Source organism: Pseudomonas sp. R15(2017), from assembly GCF_002112685.1.
Lineage (GTDB): Bacteria > Pseudomonadota > Gammaproteobacteria > Pseudomonadales > Pseudomonadaceae > Aquipseudomonas > Aquipseudomonas glycinae.
Window position 1 is genome coordinate 141,196 of sequence record NZ_NEII01000009.1, and the last position, 26,662, is coordinate 167,857.

23 protein-coding genes are annotated in these 26,662 nt (G+C 56.4%); 12 read left to right on the top strand and 11 right to left on the bottom strand.

Going from position 1 to position 26,662, the window contains the following annotated elements; genetic code table 11:
- Positions 1–26 precede the first annotated feature (26 nt).
- On the top strand, positions 27–584 hold the full coding sequence (locus tag CAF77_RS19305; protein WP_064383347.1) for a TetR/AcrR family transcriptional regulator: 558 nt from the start codon (positions 27–29) through the stop codon (positions 582–584).
- Here CAF77_RS19305 and fabF read toward each other — a convergent pair.
- The 4 genes from fabF to CAF77_RS19325 form a co-directional block, all read right to left on the bottom strand.
- Entirely contained in the window at positions 581–1,855 is a 1,275-nt protein-coding gene (gene fabF / locus CAF77_RS19310) for a beta-ketoacyl-ACP synthase II (protein WP_064383349.1), read from the bottom strand. The genes CAF77_RS19305 and fabF overlap by 4 nt on opposite strands.
- 32 nt (positions 1,856–1,887) lie before the next feature.
- Positions 1,888–2,682, bottom strand: coding sequence for an SDR family oxidoreductase (locus CAF77_RS19315; protein ID WP_064383351.1), 795 nt, complete (start codon positions 2,680–2,682; stop codon positions 1,888–1,890).
- Between the two features lie 217 nt (positions 2,683–2,899).
- Positions 2,900–3,235 (bottom strand): helix-hairpin-helix domain-containing protein, encoded by a 336-nt coding sequence (locus CAF77_RS19320; RefSeq protein ID WP_064383352.1) that lies wholly within the window; start codon positions 3,233–3,235, stop codon positions 2,900–2,902.
- Positions 3,236–3,345: 110 nt separating this feature from the next.
- On the bottom strand, positions 3,346–5,340 hold the full coding sequence (locus CAF77_RS19325) for a nucleoside-diphosphate sugar epimerase/dehydratase (RefSeq protein WP_064383355.1): 1,995 nt from the start codon (positions 5,338–5,340) through the stop codon (positions 3,346–3,348).
- A 690-nt stretch (positions 5,341–6,030) separates the two neighbouring features.
- Here CAF77_RS19325 and CAF77_RS19330 point away from each other — a divergent pair.
- Genes CAF77_RS19330 through CAF77_RS19380 form a run of 11 tightly spaced genes read left to right on the top strand, consistent with a single transcriptional unit; the run spans position 6,031 to position 19,358 of the window.
- The gene (locus CAF77_RS19330; RefSeq protein ID WP_064383357.1) at positions 6,031–6,852 is read left to right on the top strand and encodes an ABC transporter permease; all 822 of its coding nucleotides are present in this window, start codon (positions 6,031–6,033) and stop codon (positions 6,850–6,852) included.
- Positions 6,800–8,122, top strand: a complete 1,323-nt coding sequence (locus tag CAF77_RS19335; protein WP_199912982.1) for an ABC transporter ATP-binding protein — start codon at positions 6,800–6,802, stop codon at positions 8,120–8,122. The genes CAF77_RS19330 and CAF77_RS19335 overlap by 53 nt, the downstream gene beginning before the upstream one ends.
- Positions 8,119–11,208, top strand: a complete 3,090-nt coding sequence (locus tag CAF77_RS19340) for a glycosyltransferase (protein WP_084777058.1) — start codon at positions 8,119–8,121, stop codon at positions 11,206–11,208. Before CAF77_RS19335 ends, CAF77_RS19340 begins: the two co-directional genes overlap by 4 nt.
- 8 nt (positions 11,209–11,216) lie before the next feature.
- Positions 11,217–12,665, top strand: coding sequence for a hypothetical protein (locus tag CAF77_RS19345; RefSeq protein ID WP_064383360.1), 1,449 nt, complete (start codon positions 11,217–11,219; stop codon positions 12,663–12,665).
- A complete protein-coding gene (locus CAF77_RS19350) occupies positions 12,665–13,744 on the top strand; it encodes an acyltransferase (protein ID WP_064383364.1) in 1,080 nt (359 codons plus the stop codon). Before CAF77_RS19345 ends, CAF77_RS19350 begins: the two co-directional genes overlap by 1 nt.
- Positions 13,741–14,829 carry a DegT/DnrJ/EryC1/StrS aminotransferase family protein gene (locus CAF77_RS19355; RefSeq protein WP_108562926.1) on the top strand — a complete coding sequence of 363 codons (1,089 nt, stop codon included), beginning with the start codon at positions 13,741–13,743 and terminating at the stop codon, positions 14,827–14,829. The genes CAF77_RS19350 and CAF77_RS19355 overlap by 4 nt, the downstream gene beginning before the upstream one ends.
- 13 nt (positions 14,830–14,842) lie before the next feature.
- The gene (locus CAF77_RS19360) at positions 14,843–15,778 is read left to right on the top strand and encodes a glycosyltransferase family 2 protein (protein WP_064383368.1); all 936 of its coding nucleotides are present in this window, start codon (positions 14,843–14,845) and stop codon (positions 15,776–15,778) included.
- The gene (locus tag CAF77_RS19365; protein WP_064383370.1) at positions 15,768–16,724 is read left to right on the top strand and encodes a WxcM-like domain-containing protein; all 957 of its coding nucleotides are present in this window, start codon (positions 15,768–15,770) and stop codon (positions 16,722–16,724) included. Before CAF77_RS19360 ends, CAF77_RS19365 begins: the two co-directional genes overlap by 11 nt.
- 4 nt (positions 16,725–16,728) lie before the next feature.
- Complete coding sequence (locus CAF77_RS19370) at positions 16,729–17,106, top strand: GtrA family protein (protein ID WP_084777060.1); 378 nt, start codon at positions 16,729–16,731, stop codon at positions 17,104–17,106.
- 42 nt (positions 17,107–17,148) lie between these two features.
- Positions 17,149–18,243, top strand: coding sequence for a non-hydrolyzing UDP-N-acetylglucosamine 2-epimerase (gene wecB / locus CAF77_RS19375; protein WP_064383372.1), 1,095 nt, complete (start codon positions 17,149–17,151; stop codon positions 18,241–18,243).
- Positions 18,243–19,358 (top strand): hypothetical protein, encoded by a 1,116-nt coding sequence (locus CAF77_RS19380; protein WP_064383374.1) that lies wholly within the window; start codon positions 18,243–18,245, stop codon positions 19,356–19,358. The genes wecB and CAF77_RS19380 overlap by 1 nt, the downstream gene beginning before the upstream one ends.
- 95 nt (positions 19,359–19,453) lie before the next feature.
- On the opposite strand, the gene CAF77_RS19385 is transcribed toward CAF77_RS19380, so the two are convergent.
- The 7 genes from CAF77_RS19385 to rfbB all read right to left on the bottom strand — a co-directional run bounded on the left by CAF77_RS19385 (position 19,454) and on the right by rfbB (position 26,472).
- Positions 19,454–20,554: an acyltransferase gene (locus CAF77_RS19385; RefSeq protein WP_064383376.1), complete on the bottom strand. Its 1,101-nt coding sequence runs from the start codon at positions 20,552–20,554 to the stop codon at positions 19,454–19,456.
- Between the two features lie 103 nt (positions 20,555–20,657).
- Positions 20,658–21,686, bottom strand: coding sequence for a glycosyltransferase family 4 protein (locus CAF77_RS19390; RefSeq protein ID WP_064383378.1), 1,029 nt, complete (start codon positions 21,684–21,686; stop codon positions 20,658–20,660).
- The gene (locus CAF77_RS19395; RefSeq protein ID WP_064383380.1) at positions 21,683–22,645 is read right to left on the bottom strand and encodes an SDR family oxidoreductase; all 963 of its coding nucleotides are present in this window, start codon (positions 22,643–22,645) and stop codon (positions 21,683–21,685) included. The genes CAF77_RS19390 and CAF77_RS19395 overlap by 4 nt, the downstream gene beginning before the upstream one ends.
- On the bottom strand, positions 22,642–23,565 hold the full coding sequence (locus CAF77_RS19400) for a glycosyltransferase (protein ID WP_064383381.1): 924 nt from the start codon (positions 23,563–23,565) through the stop codon (positions 22,642–22,644). The genes CAF77_RS19395 and CAF77_RS19400 overlap by 4 nt, the downstream gene beginning before the upstream one ends.
- A gap of 53 nt (positions 23,566–23,618) precedes the next feature.
- Entirely contained in the window at positions 23,619–24,509 is an 891-nt protein-coding gene (gene rfbA / locus CAF77_RS19405) for a glucose-1-phosphate thymidylyltransferase RfbA (protein WP_064383382.1), read from the bottom strand.
- Positions 24,506–25,399 (bottom strand): dTDP-4-dehydrorhamnose reductase, encoded by an 894-nt coding sequence (gene rfbD, locus CAF77_RS19410; protein ID WP_064383384.1) that lies wholly within the window; start codon positions 25,397–25,399, stop codon positions 24,506–24,508. The genes rfbA and rfbD overlap by 4 nt, the downstream gene beginning before the upstream one ends.
- Positions 25,396–26,472 (bottom strand): dTDP-glucose 4,6-dehydratase, encoded by a 1,077-nt coding sequence (rfbB, locus tag CAF77_RS19415; protein WP_085655147.1) that lies wholly within the window; start codon positions 26,470–26,472, stop codon positions 25,396–25,398. The genes rfbD and rfbB overlap by 4 nt, the downstream gene beginning before the upstream one ends.
- Positions 26,473–26,662 lie beyond the last annotated feature (190 nt).

The following is a 26,662-nucleotide window of genomic DNA, read 5'->3' on the forward strand; positions in this document are numbered from 1 at the left end:
TGGCGATCTTGTTGCGGAGAGTTTAAATGCGTTACTCGCAGGATCATAAAGCCCAGACCCATCAGCGCATTATCAAGGAAGCGGCCGAGCGGTTTCGCAAGGACGGCATTGGTGCGACCGGTCTGCAGCCGTTGATGAAAGCACTGGGCCTGACGCACGGCGGTTTCTACTCGCACTTCAAGTCCAAGGACGAACTCGTTGAAAAAGCCCTGCAAGCGGCCGGCGATCAAGTGGCCGGCTTGTGCGCGGAGATCTTCGCCCAGGAGAATCCGCTGGCGCTGTTCATCGACACCTACCTGTCCGAGTGGCATCAGACCACGCCGCATGAAGGCTGCCCGCTGGTTACCATTTCATCGGAGCTGGGGTTGCGCGGCCAGCCGAGCCCGACCAGCGATGAAGTGCTCAAGGCGCGCCTGGACCAGATCGAAGGCACCCTTGAAGGCGAGAACGCTCCCGAGCGCAGCATCGTTATCATGGCGACGCTGGCCGGAGCGCTGCTGCTGTCGCGCAGTGTCGCGGATGCCGGGTTGGCGCAACGCATCCTCGACGTCACCCGCGAACATCTAAAACGAACGGAAGACTAAGCCTGCCAGCGCTTGAACAGCACGCTGGCATTGACCCCGCCGAAGCCGAACCCGTTGGACAACGCATATTCGATCGGTACTGACCGCGCCTGGCCGTGAACGATGTCTACGCCTTCGCTTGCCGGATCGGGATTTTCCAGGTTGAGGGTCGGCGGAACGATTTGATCGCGGATCGCCAACAGCGTGAATATCGCTTCCAGACCTCCCGCCGCACCCAGCAAATGCCCCGTCGCGGATTTGGTCGAGGTCACGGCGATTGCGTTTTGCGCACCAAACACCGACTTGATTGCGGCCAACTCACCGAGGTCGCCCACCGGCGTCGATGTCGCATGCGCGTTCAGATGCTGCACCTGATCCGGCGCTATACCGGCCTGGGCCAGCGCCAGTGTCATCGCCCGCCGTGCACCGCTGCCGTCTTCCGGCCCGGCGGTCAGGTGATAGGCGTCGGCGCTGGTGCCATAGCCGACCAGTTCGAACAGCGGCTGTGCGCCGCGCGCCAGTGCGTGCTCCAGCGACTCGATCACCAGCAGCCCGGCGCCCTCGCCCATCACGAACCCGTCACGTCCGCTGTCGAACGGGCGCGAGGCGCGTTCGGGCGTGTCGTTGTAGCCACTGGATAAAGCACGCGCTGCCGCAAAACCGGCAAGACTGACGCGATCGATGCAGGCTTCCGCACCGCCGCACACCGCGATGTCGGCCTCACCGGCACGAATCAGCCGGGCCGCATCACCGATCGCCTGCACGCCGGCGGCACACGCGGTGACCGGCGCACCGAGCGGGCCCTTGAGACCGTGCTGGATCGAGACATGCCCCGCGGCGAGATTGACCAGAAACGAGGGAATGGTGAACGGCGACAAGCGTCGCGGGCCACGGCTGTCGGTGGTGCGCACCGCATCGGCGATCGCGCCGAAGCCGCCGACACCGGAGCCTATGATCGTGGCCGTGCGCTCCTGAGCGCGGGGTTCGGTGGGATGCCAGCCGGCCTGTTCAAGCGCCTGACGCGCAGCCTCCATCGCGAACAGAATGAAACGGTCCATTTTCTTCTGCTCTTTGGGCGGCGTCGCACGATCCGGGTCGAAACCCGCTTCGGCGTCTTCCTCCATCGTCGGCACCACGCCGCCGACCCGGGTCGGCAGATCGGCAATGACCGCCTCCGGCAGGTTTCGCAATCCCGAACGCCCCGCCAGCAAGCGCTGCCAGACGACTTCGACACCGCTTCCCAAGGGCGATACCAGGCCCATACCCGTGACAACTACTCGACGCTGATCCATATCGGGTTGACCTCTCGTGACTCAAAAGACTTTTACTTGTAACGGCTGGCTGCCGAGCTGTGGGACAGGTTGGGCGCCATCACATGACGGGCAGCGACGAAGGCTTGCCATTCCCCGGCATCGGGCAGCGAAGGAATCGTGACGAGCTCGCCCTGATCCAGACCGGACAACGCGGCATCGACCATCTCGCCGGCCTCCATGACCATCTCCGCAGGAATACCGCTGGCATCAAAACCGGAGCGCTCCCAGATTTCGGTGCGCGTCACTCCAGGCAGAACCGCTTGCACCTTGACACCTGTGCCTTCGAGTTCCGCATTCAGCGTTTGGGAGAGGCTCAATACATAAGCCTTGCTGGCACTGTAGGTGGCATTGAAACGCTCAGGAAACAGGGCAACCACCGATGCAATGTTGATGATCGTGCCGCGCCCGGCGCTGGTGAAAGCAGCGGCGGCGGCCGAAGCCAGTCGGGTCAGGGTCGTGACATTCAGCTGAATCAGCTTCTCCAGTTCATCGGGATCGGCGTTGGCCAGCAATCCGTTGGATGCTACGCCAGCATTGTTGACCAGTAGCGTGATGCTGGAATCGCTGCGCAGACGCTGCTCAAGCTTGATCACATCATCCTTTTTCGTCAGGTCGGCCTTGAGCACCTCAACCTGAACGCCGTGGGCGTCTCGCAGTTTGCTCTCAGCCGATTCCAGACGCTCCTTGTCACGAGCGACCAGCAGCAGATCGAAACCACGCGCCGCCAACCGCTCGGCATACACCGCACCAATACCGGAAGAAGCGCCCGTGACCAGCGCCGTACCTTGGGATTTCGGTGAATTCATGAAGATACTCCTGGAATGCGTGAGGAATGAGCGACCGCTGAAAAGCAGAGGGCTTCAGTGGCGACTGAAATTATTATAGGCATAATCTGAAACAAATATGATAGCCGTAATTTTCTATTTTCCGACGGAAAGGCTGTAACCCTCTTGCGGTGTACTCAGGAACCGGCAAGCAAAAAGGGCCGGTCAATGACCGGCCCCTTGGCGGTGAACAATCAGCTTAGTTCACTTCCAGCTTGTCGCGATTGCGATCCAGGATCGCCTTGCCGATGCCTTTCACTTCCAGCAGTTCATCCACGGACGCAAATGGCCCATTTGTTTCACGATAAGCAACAATCGCTTTCGCCTTGGCCTCGCCCACGCCTGCCAATTCCTTTTGCAGAGTGGCCGCGTCGGCACCGTTCAGATCGACCTTATGATTTTCAGAAGTGACTGACGCGTCCATCACCACGGGTGCCTTGTTCGCTTCTGAAGAAGCCAGAGGCGCAGCAATGGCAGCAATAGAGGCGCTGGTCAGCAGGGCAAAAATCAGGGAGTAGAAATATCCGGTACGCATAAGTGACGCTCCATCATCAATTGAGAAAGCAGCTTTTCCGAAGCTGCTCTCCAAACTTAGGCGATGATGGGAGCCTGTCAAAAACGTGTCCGTTACAGGATGTGAAGCAATCAGGGCTCCAAGCGCCGCTGCTGGTAAATCCAGTCCACGATCTCACCGTCAGGGGAATACCCGCTGACAGTCTCTCGCAGCAACTGACGGACGCGCGAATAATCATCTTTTTCGACGGCAGTGAGGACCTCGGCCAGCTTGCCTTTCAGCACATCCCAAGGCAAGTGATCTTCATTGGCGGTCATGATCATCGGATGAGGCGTGGCGGCGACATTATCGCCGATCAACAGCTCTTCATAGAGCTTCTCTCCTGGCCGCAGCCCGGTGAATTCGATGGAAATGTCACCTTGCGGATTACGCTCGGAACGAATGCTCAGACCCGAAAGATGAATCATTTTTTCGGCCAGCTCGACGATTCTGACCGGCTCACCCATGTCCAACACGAAGACATCACCCCCCTGCCCCATCGAACCCGCCTGGATGACAAGCTGGGCCGCTTCGGGAATGGTCATGAAGTAACGGGTGATTTTCGGATGGGTGACCGTCAGCGGACCGCCTGACTTGATCTGGCTGTGAAACAGAGGAATAACAGACCCGGACGAACCCAGCACGTTGCCAAAGCGAACCATGGTAAAGCGGGTCTTGTTGACACGAGACACGTTGGCCTTGTCGCCGAACAGCACAGGGGCCACTTCACGGCTCAACGCCTGGAGCGTCATCTCGGCCAGACGCTTGGTGCTGCCCATGACGTTGGTCGGACGCACGGCCTTGTCGGTCGATATGAGAACGAAGTTCGAAACCCCCGACTGCAACGCCGCCTGCGCTGTGTTGAGGGTTCCGATGACGTTATTGAGCACCCCTTCGGCAATATTGTGCTCGACCATCGGCACGTGCTTATAAGCTGCCGCATGGTAGACCGTGTCGACTTTCCAGGTTCGCATGACATCGAGGAGTTTGTCCTGATGGCGGATGGAGCCCAGGATCGGCAAGAGGCGAACCGGCACCGACTCGCGGACACCACGCTGCTCCAGCTCCGAAAGGATGCTGTACAGATTGAACTCACTATGTTCGAACAATAGAAGAGTAGTGGGTGCATGCGCAAAGATCTGCCGGCACAACTCCGACCCGATCGAGCCCCCAGCCCCCGTGACCATCACCGTCTTGCCCTTGATGCAACGTTCGAGCAGATCCGGTTGCGCTGGAACTGCGTCACGCCCGAGCAGGTCTGCGATGTCGACTTCCTGAATGTCTTCGACTTTTACCCGTCCGCTGGCCAAATCGGTAAAGTTCGGAACACTGCGCACATGCAGTGGGAAACCTTCCAGCACATTTAGAATTTCGCGGCGACGCGCGCGAGTCGACGATGGCAGCGCCAGCAGGATTTCCTGAGCCCCCGTCACATCGATCATTTGCTGGATATGCTTGGGCTTGTAGACCTGGAGTCCGGAAATGGAGCGGTCGGCAATGCTGGCGTCATCATCGATGAAAGCAACCGGGCGCATGACCCGGCCCATACGCAGCGCCGCGACCAATTGATTGCCCGCCACACCCGCACCATAGATCGCGACCTTGGTCAGCCCGTCATCCCGGTTGGTAAAGGGTACATGCTGCACCGTATTGAACCAGTCACCCATGAAATATTGACGCATGCACAGACGCAATCCGCCAATGATGACAAGGCTCAGCCACCAGTAATTGAAGATGATCGAGCGGGGTATGACCGCCTCGTGGTTGCTGTACCAGTAAACCACGAGCGCCAGAATCAACGACGAAAGGCTGACAGCCTTGATGATTGCAACCAGGGCATCATTGCCGAAATAACGCATCACGGCACGGTACATGCCGAAACGGACGAACAGCGGGATCGCGATCAGAGGCGCGCAAGTGAACAGCCAGAAATGAACGCGCAAAGGGTTATACATGTCATCAATGCCCAGACGTACGATGAATGCCAACCAGAGCGCCAGCCAGACCAGCATGCAGTCAGTTGCCACTTGCAACAGCCGCTTTTGCCGCCGGGGCAGACTCAGTAAGAAAACCCTAAATTTATCCATAAATATCCAGTCGCTCTCCCGACGATGCCTGCTCACAAAACCTGCGCGCCATTGTACGTAAATGGAAACACAGCGCGTTGTGAAATATTGGCAATATCTCGTTGCAAACCGTTGTCATCCGCAACCGCCTACCCGAGTTTCTTGTAGTGAGACAATTCGAAGCTGTCAATGTTGCCCCGGATCTGGCTCTTTCATGTATAGCCATCCGGGCCGCAAACTTCATGGTCAGCATGACAATCCACGTCGTGAAATTGCGCCTTGCCCCTCGCCTTTGCTGTTTCATCCATGTAACGCCACTAATGGCGTCAGCGTTGAAGTGAAACGTCAGTCCCGACATGCCGTCGTCCTCCCTGCACCCGAATCGATGAATGGAAAGCGTCAGCTCCGTGTCAAGACGGGCACTGGCACGCGTGCAAGCCGGCAAAGACGCGGGAAAACGGAGATTACAGGGTGAAATGGCAGGGCCCAATACGATACCATGCGCGGCGCGGTCGAGACGCTGGGCTGTCAACGCTGGCCAAACCGATCTAGCAGCCTTCCGTTCCCTCTGGTTGAGGCGAAATTCATGGATTCGTACCGGTAAAACCATAAGGCACCGCCCAGGCTTACCGGAAAAATGGACAGTCACTCCTCGCTATAAAAATTGAACGTCAATAGGCCACCTGCACAAGAAGTCGAGTCAAACCCCTGATGCAAAATTATTCAGCAAACCCTGTAGAGATGATTAGCAGTTTCTGGCGTAACAAACGCTTGATAATGCAGTTGAGCAAACGCGAAGTACTGGGACGTTATCGTGGCTCGACATTGGGTTTGTCGTGGTCTTTTTTCAACCCGATCTTGATGCTGGTTATTTACACATTCGTTTTTTCAGTTGTCTTCAAAGCGCGCTGGGGTGTATCGGCCGATGAAAGCAAGACTGACTTTGCGATCATTCTTTTTGTCGGACTTCTGATCCATGGCCTGTTCGCTGAATGCATCAATCGCGCACCGGCCCTGATAACGTCCAATGTCAGCTACGTGAAAAAGGTCGTGTTCCCGCTTGAAGTACTTTCATGGGTCACATTCATGTCGGCACTGTTTCACGCCGCCATCAGCCTGTGTGTATTGTTGCTTGCGCAAATCATCATCAATCACAGCGTTCCATGGACAGCATTGCTGCTTCCATTTGTCATGCTGCCGCTGTTTCTCGGCATCATGGGCATGAGCTGGCTGTTCGCCTCGCTCGGCGTTTATCTGCGCGACATCGGCCAGATCACAGTGATGTTCACTACCGTGATGCTGTTCATGTCTGCCGTGTTTTTTCCGATCACTGCATTGCCGGAAAAATATCAATTCTGGATCCGCATCAATCCACTGGCCTACATCATCGAGCAGAGCCGCAACGTGCTGATATTCGGCCAGGTTCCGGACTTCATGACCTGGGGCATCATGCTGATTTTCGGGGCCATCATGGCCTGGTGTGGCTTTGCCTGGTTCCAAAAGACTCGCAAGGGGTTTGCCGATGTACTCTGAGCCGGCCATCAGCGTCGAAAACCTGAGCAAATGCTACGAAATCTACGACAAGCCGCACAAGCGACTGCTGCAGATGCTGTTTCGCGGCAAGCGCAAATATTTCAACGAGTTCTGGGCACTCAAAAGCGCTTCGTTCGAAGTCAGGACCGGTGAAACCGTCGGTATCATCGGCAGCAACGGGTCGGGCAAGTCAACCCTTCTGCAGATGCTCTGCGGCACCCTGAACCCGAGCTCAGGCGAGATCAATGTACGCGGCCGTATCGCCGCACTGCTGGAGCTTGGAGCCGGTTTCAACCCGGAGTTCACCGGCAAGGAAAACGTCTATCTGAACGCAGCGATTCTCGGTTTGTCGCTCGATGAGATCAACGAAAGATATGCCGATATAGAAGCGTTCGCGGAAATCGGCGACTTCATCAATCAACCGGTCAAGACCTACTCTTCGGGCATGTACGTGCGCCTGGCGTTCTCCGTGGCCGTGCATACCGATCCGAGCATCCTGGTGGTTGACGAAGCACTGTCGGTGGGCGACGCACGCTTCCAGGCCAAGTGCCTGGATCGTATCAAGCAGATGAAGGACTCGGGCGTCAGCATCCTGTTCGTCTCCCATGACGTAGCGGCTGTCCGCACTCTCTGCGACCGCGCATTGTGGCTGGACAAGGGTACCGTTCGCGCGATCGGTGATGTTTTCCCGGTCACAGCCCAGTACACCGAACACCTGTTTGATCGAGCTCCGGAAAAAAGTCCGGACATTTCATCGCCCGAAGCCACAGTACAACCGCGCCACGTGGAGCAGCCCATCAATCACTGGGGATCACACATCGGGGTGATCGAAAGTGCCGGCATCTTCGATGCCCAAGGGGTGCGCAAGAACCTGTACAACGATCACGAAAAAATGATCATCAAGATCAGGTTCAGCACTCGCGCCTTGAAGTCGACTGAAGGATTGTCGGTGTCGTTCTCTTTGAAGAATCTATCGGGCAGTGACCTTATCGTCGGCACGACCTGGAATGAAAAGCTGACTTTCGAACCTGACAATGGTGAAGGCCAGGAAGTGTGCTTCGAAGTGGACAACTTCCTGTGCTCCGGTGACTACCTGTTAGTTGCCGCCATCGAAAACAGAACTTCGGCCGCCATTCATTACTATGAGTATGTGGAAGGCGCGCAGTATTTTTCTTCGTCATTTATCAGCAATGCCTCGGGATTGTTCATGCCGAGAATATCCATCGCTATCGAAAACGATGCAGTGAGTAAAGGAGCACTTACACCATGAAAAAACCTGCCGACGATTCAATTGAGACTGGTGAAGTCAACTCCAAAGCTTACTGGGATCATCGCTTTGCCAACGACTGGGAAGAAAACTTCGGTCGCGAACAAAGTATCTTCTTCAGTGATGTGGCGGCTAAAAACATCCCGAACTGGCTCATCGCACAAATCAAGGATCAAAACCTGACGATGTGCGATTGGGGCTGCGCGCAGGGCGACGGCACGCAGGCTCTGGCCAAGCGCCTGGAACTGCCGGGCCTCGTCGGCGTGGATTTTTCCTCCGAAGCGATCGAGAAAGCTTCCGCAGCCTACCCGGCCTACAAATTTCTTTGCGAGGACTTTCTGGGCGAAAGAACCAGCGAGACTTGGGACGTCGTGTTTTCATCCAACACGCTCGAACACTTCACTGCGCCGTGGAATGTGCTCAAGCAGGTCAGTACCAAGGCCGGAAAATTCATCGTGCTGCTCCTGCCATTCAGAGAGCAAGAGCTGGAGCAAGAGCTGATCGATGAGCACTTCTACTCCTTCGACTTTAAAAACGTCCCCGCAAGCTTCGGCAAATGGGTATTGACCCACAGCAGCATCATCGACACCTCGCAGGACGAACCCAACTACTGGCGTGGCGAGCAGATCCTGCTGGTGTATTCGAACCTGGACAATGCCCAGAGCACGCAACTGCACTTGCACGATCTCGATATCGAGTCCGACAACTCACGTTGGACCGATCTGAAAGATCGCGTGGCGGCGCAACGTCAACAACTCGAATCCCAACATGGCGAGTTCGAGGAAGCTTTGCGCAATCTGGAAGACCGACAGGCTGAACTGATCGCCACACAGGCCGAAACACTGGCCGCACTGGAGGCCAGCGAAGCGGCGAATCAAGCGACAGTGGAAGCGCACAGAGTCGTTTTCGAACAGCTCAAGCGCGTCGAAGCGCAATACAAACAAGTCATCGACAGTCATTCCTGGAAATTGACCAAACCCTTGCGCCTGGCCCTGCGCATGGCCCGTCACGGCTTTTCGACGGCGGACAAGCGCGCCCTGAAAAACAAGCTCCGCAGCGTCTACCACCGTCTCCCCTTGCCGGCCGCCGTCAGAAAAGCCGTACGACAATCCTATTCGACGGTCGTCGAAACGCCGTTGTCCGCCATGAAGAATCAGGTGTTGAGCGGCAACTCGTTCGATCTGCCGACGCTGCGCCCTGCGCCGCAACAGCAAGGCCTCGCCGACTACATCTTCTGGGGCGTCATCGACTGGCACTTCCGTCACCAGCGCCCGCAACAACTGGCACAAGCGCTGGCCGGTGCGGGTCGGCGGGTGTTCTATGTGTCCGTCAACCTGGTTGACGACCCACGCCCGGGTTTCAAAGTCGAGCAACTGGACGAACATGGCCGGCTGTTCCAGATCAACCTGTACGCCAAAGGCGCCCCGGTGATCTACACCACCGCGCCGGGTGTCGACATCGCCGAGCAGCTCAAAGGTTCGATCGGTCATGTGCTGGACTGGGCGGCAAGCCGTCAGATCGTTTCGATGGTTCAGCATCCGTTCTGGTATGAAACCTGCTCCATGCTGCCGGACAGCGAAGTGGTCTATGACTGCATGGATCACCACGAGGGATTCGGCGACGTTTCCGAAGAAGTGCTGGCGATCGAGCGAGCGCTCATGCGCAACGCCGATATCACGATCACCACCTCCACCTGGCTGGATGAAATCGTATCGCAGCACACGCAAAACCGGATCCTGATTCGCAATGCCGGCGAATTCGAACACTTCGCGGCACGCCCGGCCGACGTATATGTCGACCCTCAGCAACGCAAGATCATTGGCTATTACGGTGCAATCGCCGGTTGGTTCGACCTTGATTTGCTGGAAAGCGTTGCCAAGGCATTCCCTCAGCACTGCATTCTGATGATCGGTGCCGACACCGCAGGCGCCCGGGCCAGACTGGCACATTTGAACAACGTCACGTTCACCGGGGAAATGCCATACAGCGAACTGCCGAAGTACCTGCATGCCTTCGACGTCTGCCTGTTGCCGTTCCAGGTGATTCCGCTGACCCTGGCCACCAACCCGGTCAAGGTCTATGAATACCTCAGTGCCGGCAAACCGGTCGTGTCCGTCGACCTGCCGGAAATCAAGCAATTCGAAAACCTGGTGCATGCCGCGCCGACCACGGAAGAGTTCATCCGTGCGATCAGCGAAGAACTTGATGCACCCGATGCTGCCGCCCGTGTGCCGGCCCGTCAGGCATTCGCCAGAAACCAGACCTGGGGCCACCGCGCCGAACAGATGATCCAACGGATCGAAAACGCGCGAAGCGTGCCCCGAGTCAGTGTGATCGTGGTGACCTACAACAACATCGAACTGACCAAGGCTTGCCTGTCCAGCCTGGATGCGAACACCAACCACGAAAACCTCGAAATCATCGTTGTCGACAACGCGTCGGTGGATGGCACACCGGCACTGCTCAACGATTGGGTCACTCAAGGCGAGAACCGCAGGATCATCCTCAACGAGGATAACCGAGGGTTCGCAGCGGGCAACAACCAGGGCCTGGCCATTGCCGATGGTGAATACCTGGTTCTGCTCAATAACGACACGTTTGTCACACCAGGCTGGATCCGTACGCTGTATCGCCATCTGGAGCGCAACCCTTCGATCGGCATCATCGGCCCGGTGACCAACAACATCGGTAACGAAGCCAAGATCCAGATCAGCTACCAGAACATGGACGAAATGCTGGTTGAAGCAGCGAAGTACACCCACAGCCATATCGGCAAGCTGCAGCACATCCAGACCGCCGCGTTTTTCTGCGTCATGTTTTCCCGCGAAGTCTACGAAGCGGTGGGCCCGCTGGACGAAGCCTTCGGTCGCGGTTTCTTTGAAGATGACGACTACTGCCGTCGCGTCGAGCTATTGGGCAAGACCATTTGCTGCGCTGAGGACGTTTTCATCCACCATCACTTGTCGGCTTCGTTCAATAAGCTTCGAAGCGCCGACCGTCAGGCGCTGTTCGAGCAAAACAAAGCGACCTACGAGGCCAAATGGGGCAAATGGACTCCACACACTTATAAAGACGCAGAAAAGAAATGAGCGGATCCATGAACTCGATGCCACCACCGTTTTTATCAAAGCATTTGAATATTCTTTCGTTTGCGTTGATTTCGGCTGTCTTTTATTTGATGGCGTACTACTCCGTCTCAGGCTTTTTGCCGACGTCCATCCCCGTTCACCATGACGACTACACCAACTATTCGTCTGCCGCCGGCGGCCTGGCCCTGTCCTGGATTCGCCCCCTGTCGACCTGGCTGATCTTCGTGTTCTCCTCGCTGGGGCCGGATTATCTGATCTGGGCGGTACGGATATTCACCGCGACCTATGTCTTCCTTTGCTGGAAAATCCTGATCGAAGTCGTACAACCGCGTCAGTACTGGATCACGCTGGTGTTGTTCGCCGCAGCGTCCCTCTCCACGCCGATCGTTGCCGAATATGCCCGCTACACTGGCATGGTGACGCACATGATGTCCGGATGCCTGGGGCTCGCGGCCGTTTACTTCCTGTTCAAGGATGATCGAGAAACCGGTGATACCTGGCTGTATGTGTCCGTGACCCTGCTGCTGCTGTCCACGCTGGCCAAGGAAGACTTCATCCTCTTCTACGTGTTTTCTTTTACCTATGTCCTGGTCAAATCGGACAAACCGCTCAAGAAACGGATTGTGACCGGGCTGATCGGTCTGGGAGCGTCACTGCTGATGGTTGCCGGGGCGAAGTTTCTCGCTGCGTCCAGCTTCCTCGGTGCCAGCGATGCACAGTCTTCGTACTTCATCGACACCTCCGTGACCGGCGTCGCGAATACCGTGTGGCGCTACCTGACCGGTGCTGGCCATCCGGCAATGCTCGTACACGGCAACATCATCGCGGCCGCGATGGTCTTTTCTGCGGTTGTGGCGCTGATTGTGCTGCTACGGGACAGGAAAATCCCCAAGACGCTTTACGTCGTCGGTGCCGTTCTGACCCTGATCGCGCCGTATTCGGTGTTGCCGAACCACGTCAACGCCTATTACGAACTGATCTGGCTGCCTTTCATCGTCGGTTCCGTCTACGTCGCGCTGGCCGAACTGCTGAAAACTGCGATGCCGGCACCGCTGCGTGCCTGTTTGGCCAGTGTTTTGCTGGCCGCACTTGCCGTGCCCCTGTATATCAACGACACACCGGGACGCACCAGCGTCGCCCATTGGTACGATGCCGTCGGTTCCGACAATGCCAAGGTGCTCAAGCAACTGGAAGACAACAAGGTGGCCATCAATGCCGCTCCTTCGGTTTGCATTTATGGCGCCAACGCGTTTTCTCCGTGGTACATGCACAGCGGTCAGTATCTGGAAACCGTGATGGACCTGCACACCGTCTGGAACATCGTCATGGACAAGACCGATCCGCTCTTTGCGGGCATCCAGCAGGGCGCTGCCTCTTCCAAGGGTCGAGTGGTCGTGACCGACGCCCCCGCCGCTGAAGCGAGCTGCCTGAAACTGACCATTGCAGGAGCTCAATGATGCGTACGCTTGCAGATCTGTTCGTTGGCAAGAACAACAACCTGACGTTTATCCGCCTGGTTGCTGCACTTTCGGTCATTTACGGCCATACGTCGGCGATTGTCGCCGGAGCACCGGCAGACTGGGTCGCCGTGACCACCGGCTATGCATTCCTGGGCGGCGTAGCGGTCGATCTGTTTTTCCTGATCAGCGGTTTTCTGGTCACCGCCAGCATTCTGAACAGCGGCGTGAAGAACTATGTGATTTCCCGCGTCCTGAGAATCTATCCGGCACTGTGGGTCAACCTGATACTGGTGACCTTCGTGCTGGGCGGGATTGTGACCACCCTGTCATTGTCCGACTACCTCACGAGCCGGGAAGTCTGGACCTACTTCAAGGGCCTCGCTTTCACCTATCAGGGTGGTTTCTTCCTGCCCGGCGTGTTCACCCAGAACCACGACCAGGCAGTGAACGGCTCGATTTGGTCGGTGCTGATTGAAGTCTGGCTGTACATCGTGGTGCTGTTCTTCTACGTCTTCGGCGTGATGCGCAGCCGTGCAGTGTTCAACACGGTGTTTTTTGTCCTGATCGTCGTGATCTGGAACGACAAGACCTTCCTGCCCGCATCGATCAGCGGCGCGACCATGTTGCACGTCTGCCTGCTGTTCTATATTGGCTCCTTCCTTTACATCAACCGCGACAGCATTCCCGTCAGCCCGTATTTCCTGCTGATCGCCTTGTTCCTGGCCGGTATCACACTGGGCACTGACAAATTCGTCTTCGGCTACATTCTGTTGTTGGTGACCTTCTTCTGCACTGTCAGCTTCCTGAAACAATTTGCCTGGATGGACAAATGGGGGGATTACTCCTACGGCGTCTATCTCTATGGCTGGCCCGCACAGCAGTTCGTCGCCTGGGCCTTCCCTGACTTCACCGGGAACCAGAACTGCCTGGCCGCGAGCATCATCGCACTGGCATGCGGGATCGCATCCTGGCATCTGATCGAAAAACGGGCCTTGCGGCTCAAAAAGCATTTTTTTAAAAAAACCAAGTCTTCTGCAATCAATTCCGGCTTGAACACCCAAGGAGCATCGATATGATCCCTCTCTATTCCGACAAGGCAATGAACCAGAACCTCGACTTCCTTGGCGCGGTCAAGAAAGTTCTCGACCGGAACTGGTATGTCCTGGGCGAAGAGGTCACCGGATTCGAGAAGGAATTCGCTGAGTACGTAGGTGTCAGCCACTGCGTCTCCATGGCCAACGGTACCGACGCCATTGAAATTGCGCTGCGCAGTGTCGGTGTAGAGCGCGGCGATCTGGTTGTGACTGTTGCCAACGCAGGCTTTTACAGCAGCACCGCGATTCACAGCATTGGTGCAACGCCGCTGTATGTCGACATCGACGAAGCCACCATGACCATGTCGCCAGCAGCCTTGGCCAAGGCCCTGGAGGAGAAGCCCAAGTGCGTGATCGTCACTCACCTCTACGGGCAACTGGCAAATGTCAAAGAATTGCTGGCCCTGACCCACGCCGCCGGCATCAAGCTGATCGAGGACTGCGCTCAGTCCCACGGTGCCAAGCGTGACGGTCGTCAGGCGGGCAGCTTCGGCGATGCGGCCTGCTTCAGCTTCTATCCGACCAAGAACCTCGGCGCCATGGGTGATGGCGGTGCGGTCGTGACCAGCGACGAGAAGATCGCTGCACAGCTCAAGACCTTGCGCCAGTATGGCTGGTCGTCCAAGTATCACGTCGGTCATGCGGGCGGTAAAAACAGCCGTCTGGATGAAATGCAGGCAGCGATCCTGCGCGTCAAGCTGCCGCAGCTTGAAGGCTGGAACGAGTCTCGACGCAGCATCGCGGCTCGCTACAACGCAGCTTTTTCCGGCCTGGGTTTCAAGGCCCTGCCGTCGGTCAATGACTCCTACGCCGCGCACTTGTACGTGGCACGCATCGAGAACCGTGATGCCTTGCGTGACTTCCTCAAGGCTCAGGGAGTGACCACGGACGTTCACTATCCGGTTCCGGATCACCAGCAAGCCGCCTATACCGAACCTCGCATCGCCGGCTCCCTGGAAGTGACCGAGCGCACCTGCAAGGATCTGGTGACCTTGCCTTGCTTCCCGGGCATGACCGATGAACAGGTGGCAACCGTGATTGCAGCCGTTCAGAAATACTTCGGATAAGGAGCGCCATCGCTTGCTAACGTTAGTCATCCCTGTCTACAAAAACGAAGGCTCCTTGCCAGACTTGTTGGTCGCCATCGATGGACTGAACAGCAAGCTGGCAGGCGATTTCGAAGCCGTCTTTGTGATCGATGGCAGCCCTGATCGCTGCTACGAGATCTTGCGCAATGAACTGCCCAAACAGCGCTTCGAATCGCGCCTGGTGCTGCTGTCGCGTAACTTCGGCTCGTTCCCGGCCATTCGGGTAGGTCTTGAAGCCGGTCGGGGCGATCGCTTCGCGGTCATGGCCGCCGACCTGCAAGAGCCACCGGAACTGGTGCTCGAGATGAACACGCAATTGCTGACAGGCGAGTACGACGTGGTACTGGGTGTGCGCGAGGGCCGCGACGATCCATTGCTGTCGCGCATCGCCTCCAAGACGTTCTGGAATCTCTACCGCCGCTATGTGGTATCGGAAATTCCGGAAGGCGGTGTAGATGTGTTCGGCTGCAACAAGGCCTTTCGCGATACGCTGCTGACCCTCGATGAACGGCACAGCTCGCTGATCGCGCAGATTTTCTGGCTGGGATATCGCCGCAAGACTATTTCCTACAGCCGCCTGAAACGCGAGCACGGCAAGTCGGCATGGACATTCTCCAAGAAGGTGAATTACATGATGGACAGCATTTTCGCCTTCACGGACCTGCCCATCCGCCTGCTGACCCGGCTGGGGGGCGTGACCACCCTGCTCGCGGCCGGTTTCGGTATCGTCGTCACCATTGCACGCTTGCTTGGGCTGATCACGGTTTCGGGCTATGCAATGACCATCAACGCCATCGTCTTCCTCGGGGCTGCCAATCTGCTGGGCCTGGGCATCGTGGGTTCGTACGCATGGCGAACCTACGAAAACACCAAGGCACGGCCGTTGGCCATCCCGATGAGGACCGAGAGTTTCAATCATGACAAATGAAAACACTGAATACTTCGTCCACCCGAACGGGTTGTGCGAATCGCCTCATATCGGCAAAGACACCAAGATCTGGGCCTTTGCACATGTGCTGCCGCAAGCGCGCCTGGGCGCCGAATGCAATATCTGCGACAACGTCTTCATCGAGAACGATGTGGTCATCGGTGACCGCGTCACGATCAAGTGCGGAGTCCAGGTATGGGACGGCATCAATATCGAGAATGACGTGTTCATCGGCCCCAATGCCACCTTCACCAACGATCGGATGCCACGCAGCAAGCAGTACCCGGACGAGTTCTTGCGCACCGTGGTGAAAACCCGGGCGAGCATCGGTGCCAACGCAACCATTCTTCCAGGACTGACCATCGGCGAAAACGCCATGGTCGGGGCCGGCGCAGTCGTGACCCGCTCGGTACCGCCGTTTGCCATCGTGGTCGGTAACCCCGCCAAAATCATTGGCTATGCGGACGCTGTCGACAACACCAGCGAAAGCATGAAAGTCAGTGCTTCGTCGAAACCGGCGGTCACCGGCACCAACGTCGCCGGAGTGACTCTGCATACGTTCAAGGCCGTTCCCGACTTGCGGGGCAGCCTGTCGGTGGGTGAGTTCGAGCGAGAAATCCCGTTCACGCCCAAACGCTATTTCCTGGTTTATGACGTACCGACCGCCGACACCCGCGGCGAGCACGCACACCATCAATGCCACCAGTTCCTGATTGCAGTCCGGGGCAGCATCCGCGTGGTTGTGGACGATGGCAGGACCCGCGAAGAAATCACCCTGGACAAACCCAACATGGGCCTGTATCTGCCACCCATGACCTGGGGCATCCAGTACAAGTACTCCCAGGACGCCATGCTGCTGGTCTTCGCATCCGACTATTACGACTCTGCCGACTACATCCGCGACTACGGCGAATTCGTCAGCCTGATCAAGTCGCAGCAGGCCTGACCGGATGTCGAAACAGAAGACATTGACCGACCTGATCAAGTTTGTAATCGGCGGCGGCATCAACACGGCCTTTACCTTCGCCTTGTATTACGGCTTGCAGATCGTGCTGCCCTACCAGGTGGCGTATGCCCTCGCATTTGCCACCGGTATCGTTTTTTCGTACTGGTTCAACGCAACGATCGTGTTCAGGACACCCGTCAGCTGGAAAGGCTTTTTTGCCTTTCCGCTGGTGTACCTGGCCCAATATCTGTTGTCGGCAGTGCTGCTGAGTGTCTTCGTCGAACGCCTTGAGATCCCCCAGGGCGTTGCACCACTGGTCGTCATTGTCGTGACCATCCCTGTTACTTTCGTTTTGACCCGCTGGTTTTTGCGTCGCACCTGAGCCGCTTGTCAATTCGCCCCAATTCGCAAAGGAAAGACCCCGATGAAAATCATTTGCACGGTCGGCACCCGCCCAGAAGCCATCAAGATGGCCCCCGTCATTCTGGCACTCCAGCAAGAGCCGTGGGCTGACGTCCGCGTTCTGGCAACGGCCCAGCATCGACAAATGCTTGATCAGGTCATGGACTTCTTCGGTATCAAGCCGGATATCGATCTGAACATCATGAAGCCCAACCAGAACCTGACAGAGCTGACCGCACGCTTGTTGCTGGAACTGGACAAGGTGCTGCTGGAAGAAAAACCCGACGTCGTGCTCGCTCAAGGTGACACCACCACGGTGTTCGCGATGGCCCTGGCATGCTTCTATCACAAGATTCCGTTTGGCCACGTTGAAGCCGGCCTGCGTACCTGGGACATGCAGAACCCGTTCCCGGAAGAAGCCAACCGCGTACTGGCTGGCAGCCTGACCCGTTGGCACTTTGCTCCGACCGAAAGCTCGAAGGCGAACCTGCTGAAGGAAGGGTTTGCGGAAAAAGACATCACGGTCACCGGCAACACCGTCATCGACGCTTTGCTGATGACAGCCGCCAAGGATCTGAACCTGGGCATCGAGCTTGATGACAGCAAACGCCTGATCCTGGTGACGTCGCATCGCCGCGAGAACTTCGGCAAGCCTTTCGAAGAGATTTGCGAGGCCCTCAAGACCCTGGCCAAGCGCAATTCGGACGTACAGATTCTCTACCCGGTGCACCCGAATCCGAACGTCAAGGACACGGCCTACAAAGTGCTGGGTGACGTTCCCAACATCATTCTGTGCGAGCCGCTCGATTACGCGCCGTTCATCGCCGCAATGAAAAAGGCTTACCTGATCATCAGTGACTCCGGTGGCGTACAGGAAGAAGCGCCGGCGCTGGCCATTCCGGTACTGGTTCTGCGCGACGAAACCGAACGTCCGGAAGCCGTGGAAATGGGCGTCGTCAAATTGGTCGGTCCGAACCGCGAGCGCATTCTCCAGGAAGCACAGACGCTGCTGGACAGCGAAGAGGCCTACAAAGCCATGGCCCGCGGCGTTTCCCCTTACGGTGACGGCAAAGGTGCCGAGCGCATTGTGGCGGTGCTCAAAGAGTTCTGTGCTTGATGCGTCTGATTTACCTGTCTCCGGTGCCCTGGGCAAGCTTTGCCCAGCGGCCCCAGAAGTTCGCCCGCTGGTTCCATGAAAAGACCGGCGGCGAAGTATTGTGGCTGGAACCATATCCTGGTCGCTTTCCGTGCCTGGCCGACTTCAAGAAAATCGGTGTCAGCGACAAAACCGAAAGCGACAACCAGGAACCCTGGCTGACCGTGGTCAAGCCCCGGGCCTTGCCAATCGAACCGCTGCCAGGCTCCGGCCTGATCAACGAGACGCTTTACTGGTCCGGCATCCTCAAGACCGTGGAGGAGTTCGGCCAGTCTCCTGACGTGCTGGTGGTTTTCGGCAAACCGACGACACTCGCCTTGCGAGTGCTGAAACGACTGAAGAATCACCCGTGCATTTACGATGCGATGGATGACTTTCCAACGTTCTTTTCCGGGATCTCCAGAGCGGCGATGGCACGCCGTGAACGCCAGATCGGCAGCGCCGCCGATATCGTACTGGCGTCCTCCACAAAACTTCGCAAAAAGTGGCAACACATCAACCCGAATGTCAGGTTTGTGCCAAACGGGCTCGATGTCGCTCTGTTGCCTACCGCGAAAAGCCAGTATTCGGAAGTATCGCCAGCAACCTTTGGTTACCTGGGTACGGTCGGCGCCTGGTTTGACTGGAACTGGATCATTCAACTGGCGCAATCCCGGCCTCACGACGATGTTCATATCGTCGGCCCGGTCTTCAATCCCTGCAGTACAAAACTTCCATCCAATCTGAAACTGTTTCCTCCGTGCAGTCACCAGGATGCGCTGAAGACCATGCTGTCTTTCGATGTCGCGGTCATTCCGTTTCTCAGGAATGAACTGACCTCATCCGTGGATCCGATCAAATACTACGAGTATCGCGCACTGGGCTTACCGATCATCTCGACAGGTTTTGGCGAAATGGCATTTCGGGGCGGGCAGGACGGTGTCTATCTGTGCGATAACGCGGAAGAACTTGCGCCGATGATCGACAAGGCTCTGGCGTACAGGACTTCCAGTGACTTCACGGATCGCTTCAGAGACGAAAACAGCTGGGAAGCTCGATTTGATTCAGCGGACCTGATCAATAGCCAGCCTCGTTGATACCGGATCTGCAAAACGAAATCCTGATTGTTTCGACCTCTGACAAGAGAACAAAAAAGCCCAGTCAGTGACTGGGCTTTTTCTATTCCGCTAAATCAAGCTGACTGCGACACCACGAGAACGTTATCGGGTGTCTTCAACTGCGCGCGGCGCTTGTAGACACCCAGCACTTTTCGACCAATCTTTATAGCTTGCAGCTCAACGAGCTTATGCATCATAAAACAGAAAACAATAAGAAGTATAAATACCTGCAAATTGACGGAGATGGACTTCAATCCGTGACTTTCCACAAGGATCGCCAGATAGGTCCAAAGCCAGTTATGGAAAAGATAAACGGAGTACGTCAGATCCGACGTCGTGCGCAAAACTTTCCCATCCGGCAACTTTGCCCCAAACGCCCATCCTGCCAGAAATATAATCAGCGCCAACAATGCATAGTGATTCTGACTCCAGGCAGGGTGAAAGCGGGAAATAAGAACCAGGAAGACCACAAACATAAAACCAATCGACATGACACAGGCATATTTATTGGCACTGCCTGTCTGAATCAGGTAAACCAAGCCCCCCATGAAGAGGAACGGTGCGTAGAGAGTGAAGTAACCGTGCACCCATACCTCTTTAGCCGGTATTTGAGGCAGCAGATACAGCACGCATGCACTTCCCGTGAGCACCCAGGGCATCCATTTCTGGTTTTTGAAAAGACCCAAAGCCTTCAGTATCGCCATGAACACATAGAACATCACCTCAATGCGCAATGTCCACTCAACGCCAGAGAGTGTATGTGGCGTCTGAAAGAAATCTCCGATCAACAGTAATTGAGGAACCAGTACCGACAAGGAAGGGAACGGAGCCCCGTTCAAGTGGTGCCACATGCACCACTCCAGAATGACGGCAACCATATAAAGCGGATAAATACGAAAGAAGCGCTTGATCATGAATTCCAGTGGCGCTTCCATCTGCAGTACATGCGTAATGATGTAACCGGATGTCAGAAAGAATACAACCACCCCCGCTGCGCCTCCCACACACAGCGGATAGAGCATTTCTGCAAAAAACCTGAGCGTTACATGTCGTGTTCCGTCAGCAATAAATGCTTGCAACGGCGCTTCCAACTTGTGGCCGATCAATACGCTCATGAACGCAAAAACGCGCATATAGTCGAGAAAAACTATTCGCCCCGATAATTTTGGAGACATTCCTTCACCTGATGCTGAATTTTTATTTGGCAGATTTTTCGCGCAGTTTACATGCTTTGCATGTCACTTCGTGGGATCCAAAGGGGCCCTGGCCACAATCTTTTCAGCCTTTCTCCTGAGCCTGCTCTCGCCTCCCTGCTTTAAAGCGCATGGCCAGGACAACCAGAGGAATGTAGGCGATGATCAGGCCGCTCAAGCCATCAAGCAAGCCTCCAGCCACCAGCACCGCCATAGGCAGCAACCACGCCAGATTGATCCCCAGCACACCCAGCGTCACTGTTTTATGGCTTGCGTAATGTCGGGAAGCATACTGATAGGCGTGACTGCGGTGCGCCTGGTAGATCTTTTCTCGACGAGACAATCGCGTGAACAGCGTCACCGTAGCGTCAACGACAAAAACGCCAAGCAGGATCAGCCAGCTCCACAAGAGATCCGGGGCCTGTCGACCTGCTTCAAGCGATAGAACACCGAGGATGAGCCCGAGGAATCCACTGCCGGCGTCGCCCATGAAAATACGCGCAGGTGGAAAATTCCAGACCAGAAATCCGGCCACCGCCGCCGCCAGCAGCAAGGGTGCGCCGATCAACGAAACATTCCCGCTCATCCACCCGACAAGACTGCCTGCAAGGCAGACGAAGATCGCCTGCACACTGGCCAGACCATCAATACCGTCCATGAAGTTGTACAGATTGAGCATCCACACAAGGTAAAACGCCGCGAGTATATTGCCGACCCAGCCCAGATCGATCGTGTTCCCGAACACATCTACCGGCCCCAGGCCATGCAGCCCGAACAAGGCACATGCTGCTGAAATGAAATGCCCGAGCAGACGCCAGCGAGCCGCAATATGCCCATGGTCATCGGCAAAACCGATGAGCGCGACCAGCAGCCCGGCCCCCAGCAATCCAAACAGTGCCTGCGTAGCAATGAGACCGATGCTCGACAGAACCGGCAAGGTCAACGCAAACGTCAGCACGATCGCCACTCCGCCGCCACGGGGAGTGGGGATCGAATGCGAACTGCGCTCATTGGGAATATCGATCAGGCTCTTTGCCAACGCATATCGCCGCAAAATCAGCGTCATCGTCCACGAGACGAGAAATGCTGCCAGTAGCAGCCCGGAAAGCATCATTTCTTCAGATTATCCAGAAAGTGGTCAGCGGTCTGACGCATTGCCTTGTGCAAACTGACTGGAGGGGTCCAGCCCAGCAGTTCACGGTTTTTGCTTATATCCACCTGCAGTGAGCCGAGGACTCTTTTTGCGACAGCCTGCTTGCCCAGGAGTGATGCACCGGCAATCAGCAACCATTGGGGGACGGGCAACAAGCGGGGCTGCCTTCCCAGGGCCTGTCCCAGACACTCGAGCAGGCGAGTTGTCGAAACGTCGTCGGCATCGCTGGCCAGAAACACCTGACCGGCAGCCGCAGGGTGGTCGATGCACGTAACCAGCAGATCCACCAGGTTGCCGATGGCAACCAGGCTGCGCTGATTCCTGATCGCCCCCAGCGGCAGGGGAACGCCCTTGTCGAGCCAGTTCATCATGCTCAGAAAGTTGGCCTTGACACCCGGCCCGTAGACCAGCGGCGGACGGATGATGACCACTTCCATGCCCGTCTCGCGACTCAGTTGCCTAAGCGCCTCTTCAGCCTCATGCTTCGAAACGCCGTAAGGATCCTGAGGATCAGGGACATCATCAGCCTTGAAGGGCTTACCCGCAGGCGTGCTCTCGCCGTTAACTTTGATCGAGCTGATAAAGACAAAGCGCTTGACCCCCGCCTCTGCCGCGCCACGAGCGAGACGCAAGGTGCCCTGTACGTTGGCCTTGCGAAACTCCAGCAGCGCATCGTCAGCCATCTCGTGCATGACATGCACACGGGCTGCGGCATGCACTAGAACCTGGATCTGATCAAGCACTGGCAATGCCTGTTCAGCTGTCAGATCAAAAGGAACGACCGAACACAAGCCATGCAAACGGGTAGCTGCCCTGGCTGTTGCAACAGGTTCGAACCGCTTGTCCAGGAGCAGCCTGAAAACCAGCGCCTCGCCGACCAGACCATTTGCCCCGGTTATCATCACCTTGGGGACTTTCATTTCACATGGTTTCCTATCAGCGCCGTAGCCCAGCAAATACAAAAGAAAAAGACCTTGTCTCGCAAGCGCCGACGGCATCGCCAGGCGCTGAACGACAACCCGATCAACTGCAGACGTCGCAACGGCAGCCAGCTTTGGACAAACGTTGTCTGATCCTGGCCAACCAGGGTTGCAATCATCCGCACCTGACTGAACCACCATCCATCATGAATGGTTTTATAGCGCGCAATCAGCGGACTCAAACCTTTGTTGGCACCTACCTGGTTACGCTCATGCTGGCGATAGTCCATTGAAGGCAGCGGGTCGATGTACCAGCGAAAACCATGACTGCGAGCGAAGGCATAGCAGTACCAGTCATGGAGGCTGACATGCTGCAATGCATCCCATTGCGCGAGCATGGAAGCTTTCAGGGAGCGGACAAGAGGCTTGCTCATCACATAGGTACAGCCGGGACCTGCGGCTTCGAACAGGAAATCCCATTGAACCTGAGGTTGGGCCTTGTTCAGTACATGAGTCTTGCCGTCCGGCCAGAAGGCCAGCACATTGCTGGAGTAGGCGTCGCACCCTTCACGCAACAACGTGCTCGTTGCGCGCTGCAATTTGTCTGCATGCCAGCGATCGTCCTGATCGGCGAATGCCACGAAGTCGTAAGCGTCAATATCGACGTCACGAATCAGGCGGAAGAAATTGCGGGATGCACCGCCGAACCTGCCGGCATCGGGGAGCAAAACGATATTGGGGTGCACAGCAGCATAAGCCGCGCACCAGGCTTTGGTGCCATCGTCGGATGGATCAATGCTGATATAAATGGTGACGTCGACGGCTAACTGCGCAAGGATCGAAGCCAACTGCTCTTCGATCCACTGCATGCCATTGTAGGCAGCCAGCAAAACCGCGACCTTCGGATGTTTTACTGGCATGCCGTTCCCGCTTGCACTGTTAAACGCGACTGTTCGAGCGAATGACGCTCAGCTCAGCGGGACGGCGAATCCAGCAACTTCTGTAGGTACTGACCGTAACCGGTCTTTTTCAGGGCATTCGCTTGGGCCGCCAATTGCTGAGAGGTAATCCAGCCATTGTTGTAGGCAATCTCTTCCAGGCAAGCGACTTTCAAGCCCTGACGGTGCTCGATGGTGTGAACGAAGTGACTGGCTTCCAGCAGCGATTCGTGAGTCCCCGTATCCAGCCAAGCGAAACCACGACCCAGCATTTCGACTTTCAGCGTCTTCTTGTCGAGATAAGCACGGTTGACGTCGGTAATTTCCAGCTCACCACGTACGGAAGGCTTGATGCCCTTGGCAATTTCCACGACATCGTTGTCGTAGAAGTACAGGCCGGTGACGGCATAGTTGGATTTCGGTTTCAGCGGCTTTTCTTCGATGCTCAGCGCACGGCCGCTTTCGTCGAACTCGACGACACCGAAACGCTCCGGATCGGAAACGTGATAACCGAATACGGTAGCGCCCTGCTGCCGTGAGCTGGCCGAACGCAGATTGTCCGAGAAGTGCTGACCGTAAAAGATGTTGTCGCCCAGAATCAGACAGCATGGATCCTTGCCGATGAACTCTTCACCGATGATGAAGGCCTGCGCCAGACCATCCGGGCTTGGTTGCTCTGCGTACGTCAGCTGAATGCCATAAAGGCTGCCATCACCGAGCAGCTTCTGGAAGCATGGCAGGTCCTGTGGCGTGGAGATGATCAGGATCTCACGCATCCCTGCAAGCATCAGCACCGACAACGGATAAAAGATCATCGGTTTATCGTAGATCGGCAGCATCTGCTTGGACACACCGAGGGTCAACGGGTGCAGACGCGTGCCCGAACCACCGGCGAGAATGATCCCTTTGCGATTAATCGTGGTCATTTGTTCAGAACTTCCCTAAGCATTCGGGTTACACCACTTTGCCAATCCGGCAAGTGTAGAGAAAAATTGTCGCGTAGCTTCTGAGTATTCAAACGTGAATTCAGCGGCCGGCGCGCGGGGGTCGGATAAGCAGTGGTATCGATCGGGTTCACGGCCTGTACGGCAAGCTGTTCGCCATTGGCCTTGGCAAATGCGATCACGTGGCTGGCATAGCCATGCCAGGACACTTCACCGCTGGCTGCCAGGTGATACAACCCCGACAGTTCAGGGCGCTGAAAGGCCTGGCGAATGGCCAACGCGGTGACGTCCGCAATCAGGTCCGCACCGGTTGGCGCACCGATCTGATCGGCGATCACGTTCAAGCTTTCGCGATCAGCGGCAAGACGCAACATGGTCTTGGCAAAATTGCTGCCGCGCGCACCATATACCCAGCTCGTGCGGAAAATCAGATGCTTGCAACCCGACGCGGTGATGAGCTGTTCGCCGGCCAGCTTGCTCGCACCGTATGCGTTGACCGGCGCTACGCTATCCGTTTCCTGCCAAGGCGTGACACCTTGCCCACTGAAGACATAGTCGGTCGAGTAGTGAACCAGCCAGGCGCCAAGGACCGCAGCCTCTTCAGCCAGGACACCGCTCGCCTGAGCATTGACGCGCGCTGCCAGCTCGACTTCAGTCTCGGCCTTGTCAACGGCGGTGTAAGCCGCTGCGTTGACAATGACATCAGGCTTTATCTGGCGGATCGTCGAACGCAAACCCTCAAGATTCGATAAATCACCACTCAATCCATCGACTGAATGACGATCCAGTGCAATCAGCTCGCCCAGTGGTGCCAGAGAGCGTTGCAACTCCCAGCCGACCTGGCCGTTCTTACCCAGCAGGAGGATTTTCATGCCTTGTTTGAGCGATCCGCATAATTTTGATCAATCCACTGCTGGTAACTGCCGCTCTTCACGTGAGCGACCCAGTCAGTATTGTTCAAGTACCATTCAACAGTCTTGCGAATGCCGGTTTCGAATGTTTCTTCCGGAGTCCAGCCCAGCTCGCGCTGAATCTTGCTTGCATCGATCGCATAGCGCTGGTCGTGACCAGGGCGGTCCTGCACGTAAGTGATCAGGCTTGCATGAGGACGATGCGCCGAGTCTGGACGCAGCTCATCGAGCAGTGCGCACAGCGTGTTCACTACTTCAATGTTCTGTTTTTCGTTATGGCCGCCAATGTTGTATGTCTCGCCGACGACGCCTTCGGTCACGACTTTGTACAACGCACGGGCGTGGTCTTCGACATACAGCCAGTCGCGAACCTGATTGCCTTTTCCGTAAACCGGCAGAGGTTTGCCTTCCAGTGCATTGAGAATGATCAGCGGAATCAATTTCTCCGGGAAGTGGCAAGGGCCGTAGTTGTTCGAGCAGTTGGTCACCAATGTCGGCAGACCATAAGTGCGAGCCCAGGCGCGAACGAGGTGATCGGAGCTGGCCTTGCTGGCCGAATAAGGCGAGCTTGGCTGATAAGACGTCGTTTCGGTGAAAAGGTCTTCCGGGCCTTCAAGATCACCGTAAACTTCGTCGGTCGAAATATGATGGAAACGGAAGTTGGCTTTACGCACATCATCCAGTGCCGCCCAATAGTGGCGAGCAGCTTCCAGCAGAGTGTAAGTACCGATGATGTTGGTCTGAATGAACTCGGACGGACCACTGATCGAGCGATCGACATGAGATTCCGCAGCCAGGTGCATGATGGCATCTGGTTGATGCTCACGCAAAACACGGTCGATCTGCTCACGATCGCAGATATCGACGCGTTCGAATGCATAGCGCGAATTACCGCTGACTTCAGCCAGCGACTCAAGGTTACCCGCATACGTCAGCTTATCGACGTTGATCACTGCGTCGGTAGTATTGGAAATGATATGACGGATGACTGCCGAGCCGATAAACCCGGCGCCGCCGGTTACTAGAATTTTCACGCGAAACCATACCCTTGAGTTGCTGACAGGGCTGCCAACCGAGCACTGTCTAATCCATGAACGCAAAAGCCATCAATCCAGCCGGGGCTTCTGACCAGAGTCAGTTTGTACCGACGTGGGAATATGCCACTATCGAACAAGCGCAGCATTTTACAGCTTAATGAACGTTTTACTAATGGATATAGACAAG

Excerpts from the sequence above, each read along its gene's own strand:
- CAF77_RS19305 (WP_064383347.1), top strand. The coding sequence starts at position 27 with ATGCGTTACTCGCAGGATCATAAAGCCCAGACCCATCAGCGCATTATC.
- fabF (WP_064383349.1), bottom strand. The coding sequence starts at position 1,855 with ATGGATCAGCGTCGAGTAGTTGTCACGGGTATGGGCCTGGTATCGCCC.
- CAF77_RS19315 (WP_064383351.1), bottom strand. The coding sequence starts at position 2,682 with ATGAATTCACCGAAATCCCAAGGTACGGCGCTGGTCACGGGCGCTTCT.
- CAF77_RS19320 (WP_064383352.1), bottom strand. The coding sequence starts at position 3,235 with ATGCGTACCGGATATTTCTACTCCCTGATTTTTGCCCTGCTGACCAGC.
- CAF77_RS19325 (WP_064383355.1), bottom strand. The coding sequence starts at position 5,340 with ATGGATAAATTTAGGGTTTTCTTACTGAGTCTGCCCCGGCGGCAAAAG.
- CAF77_RS19330 (WP_064383357.1), top strand. The coding sequence starts at position 6,031 with ATGCAAAATTATTCAGCAAACCCTGTAGAGATGATTAGCAGTTTCTGG.
- CAF77_RS19340 (WP_084777058.1), top strand. The coding sequence starts at position 8,119 with ATGAAAAAACCTGCCGACGATTCAATTGAGACTGGTGAAGTCAACTCC.
- CAF77_RS19345 (WP_064383360.1), top strand. The coding sequence starts at position 11,217 with ATGAACTCGATGCCACCACCGTTTTTATCAAAGCATTTGAATATTCTT.
- CAF77_RS19350 (WP_064383364.1), top strand. The coding sequence starts at position 12,665 with ATGCGTACGCTTGCAGATCTGTTCGTTGGCAAGAACAACAACCTGACG.
- CAF77_RS19355 (WP_108562926.1), top strand. The coding sequence starts at position 13,741 with ATGATCCCTCTCTATTCCGACAAGGCAATGAACCAGAACCTCGACTTC.
- CAF77_RS19365 (WP_064383370.1), top strand. The coding sequence starts at position 15,768 with ATGACAAATGAAAACACTGAATACTTCGTCCACCCGAACGGGTTGTGC.
- CAF77_RS19370 (WP_084777060.1), top strand. The coding sequence starts at position 16,729 with ATGTCGAAACAGAAGACATTGACCGACCTGATCAAGTTTGTAATCGGC.
- wecB (WP_064383372.1), top strand. The coding sequence starts at position 17,149 with ATGAAAATCATTTGCACGGTCGGCACCCGCCCAGAAGCCATCAAGATG.
- CAF77_RS19380 (WP_064383374.1), top strand. The coding sequence starts at position 18,243 with ATGCGTCTGATTTACCTGTCTCCGGTGCCCTGGGCAAGCTTTGCCCAG.
- CAF77_RS19385 (WP_064383376.1), bottom strand. The coding sequence starts at position 20,554 with ATGTCTCCAAAATTATCGGGGCGAATAGTTTTTCTCGACTATATGCGC.
- CAF77_RS19390 (WP_064383378.1), bottom strand. The coding sequence starts at position 21,686 with ATGATGCTTTCCGGGCTGCTACTGGCAGCATTTCTCGTCTCGTGGACG.
- CAF77_RS19395 (WP_064383380.1), bottom strand. The coding sequence starts at position 22,645 with ATGAAAGTCCCCAAGGTGATGATAACCGGGGCAAATGGTCTGGTCGGC.
- CAF77_RS19400 (WP_064383381.1), bottom strand. The coding sequence starts at position 23,565 with ATGCCAGTAAAACATCCGAAGGTCGCGGTTTTGCTGGCTGCCTACAAT.
- rfbA (WP_064383382.1), bottom strand. The coding sequence starts at position 24,509 with ATGACCACGATTAATCGCAAAGGGATCATTCTCGCCGGTGGTTCGGGC.
- rfbD (WP_064383384.1), bottom strand. The coding sequence starts at position 25,399 with ATGAAAATCCTCCTGCTGGGTAAGAACGGCCAGGTCGGCTGGGAGTTG.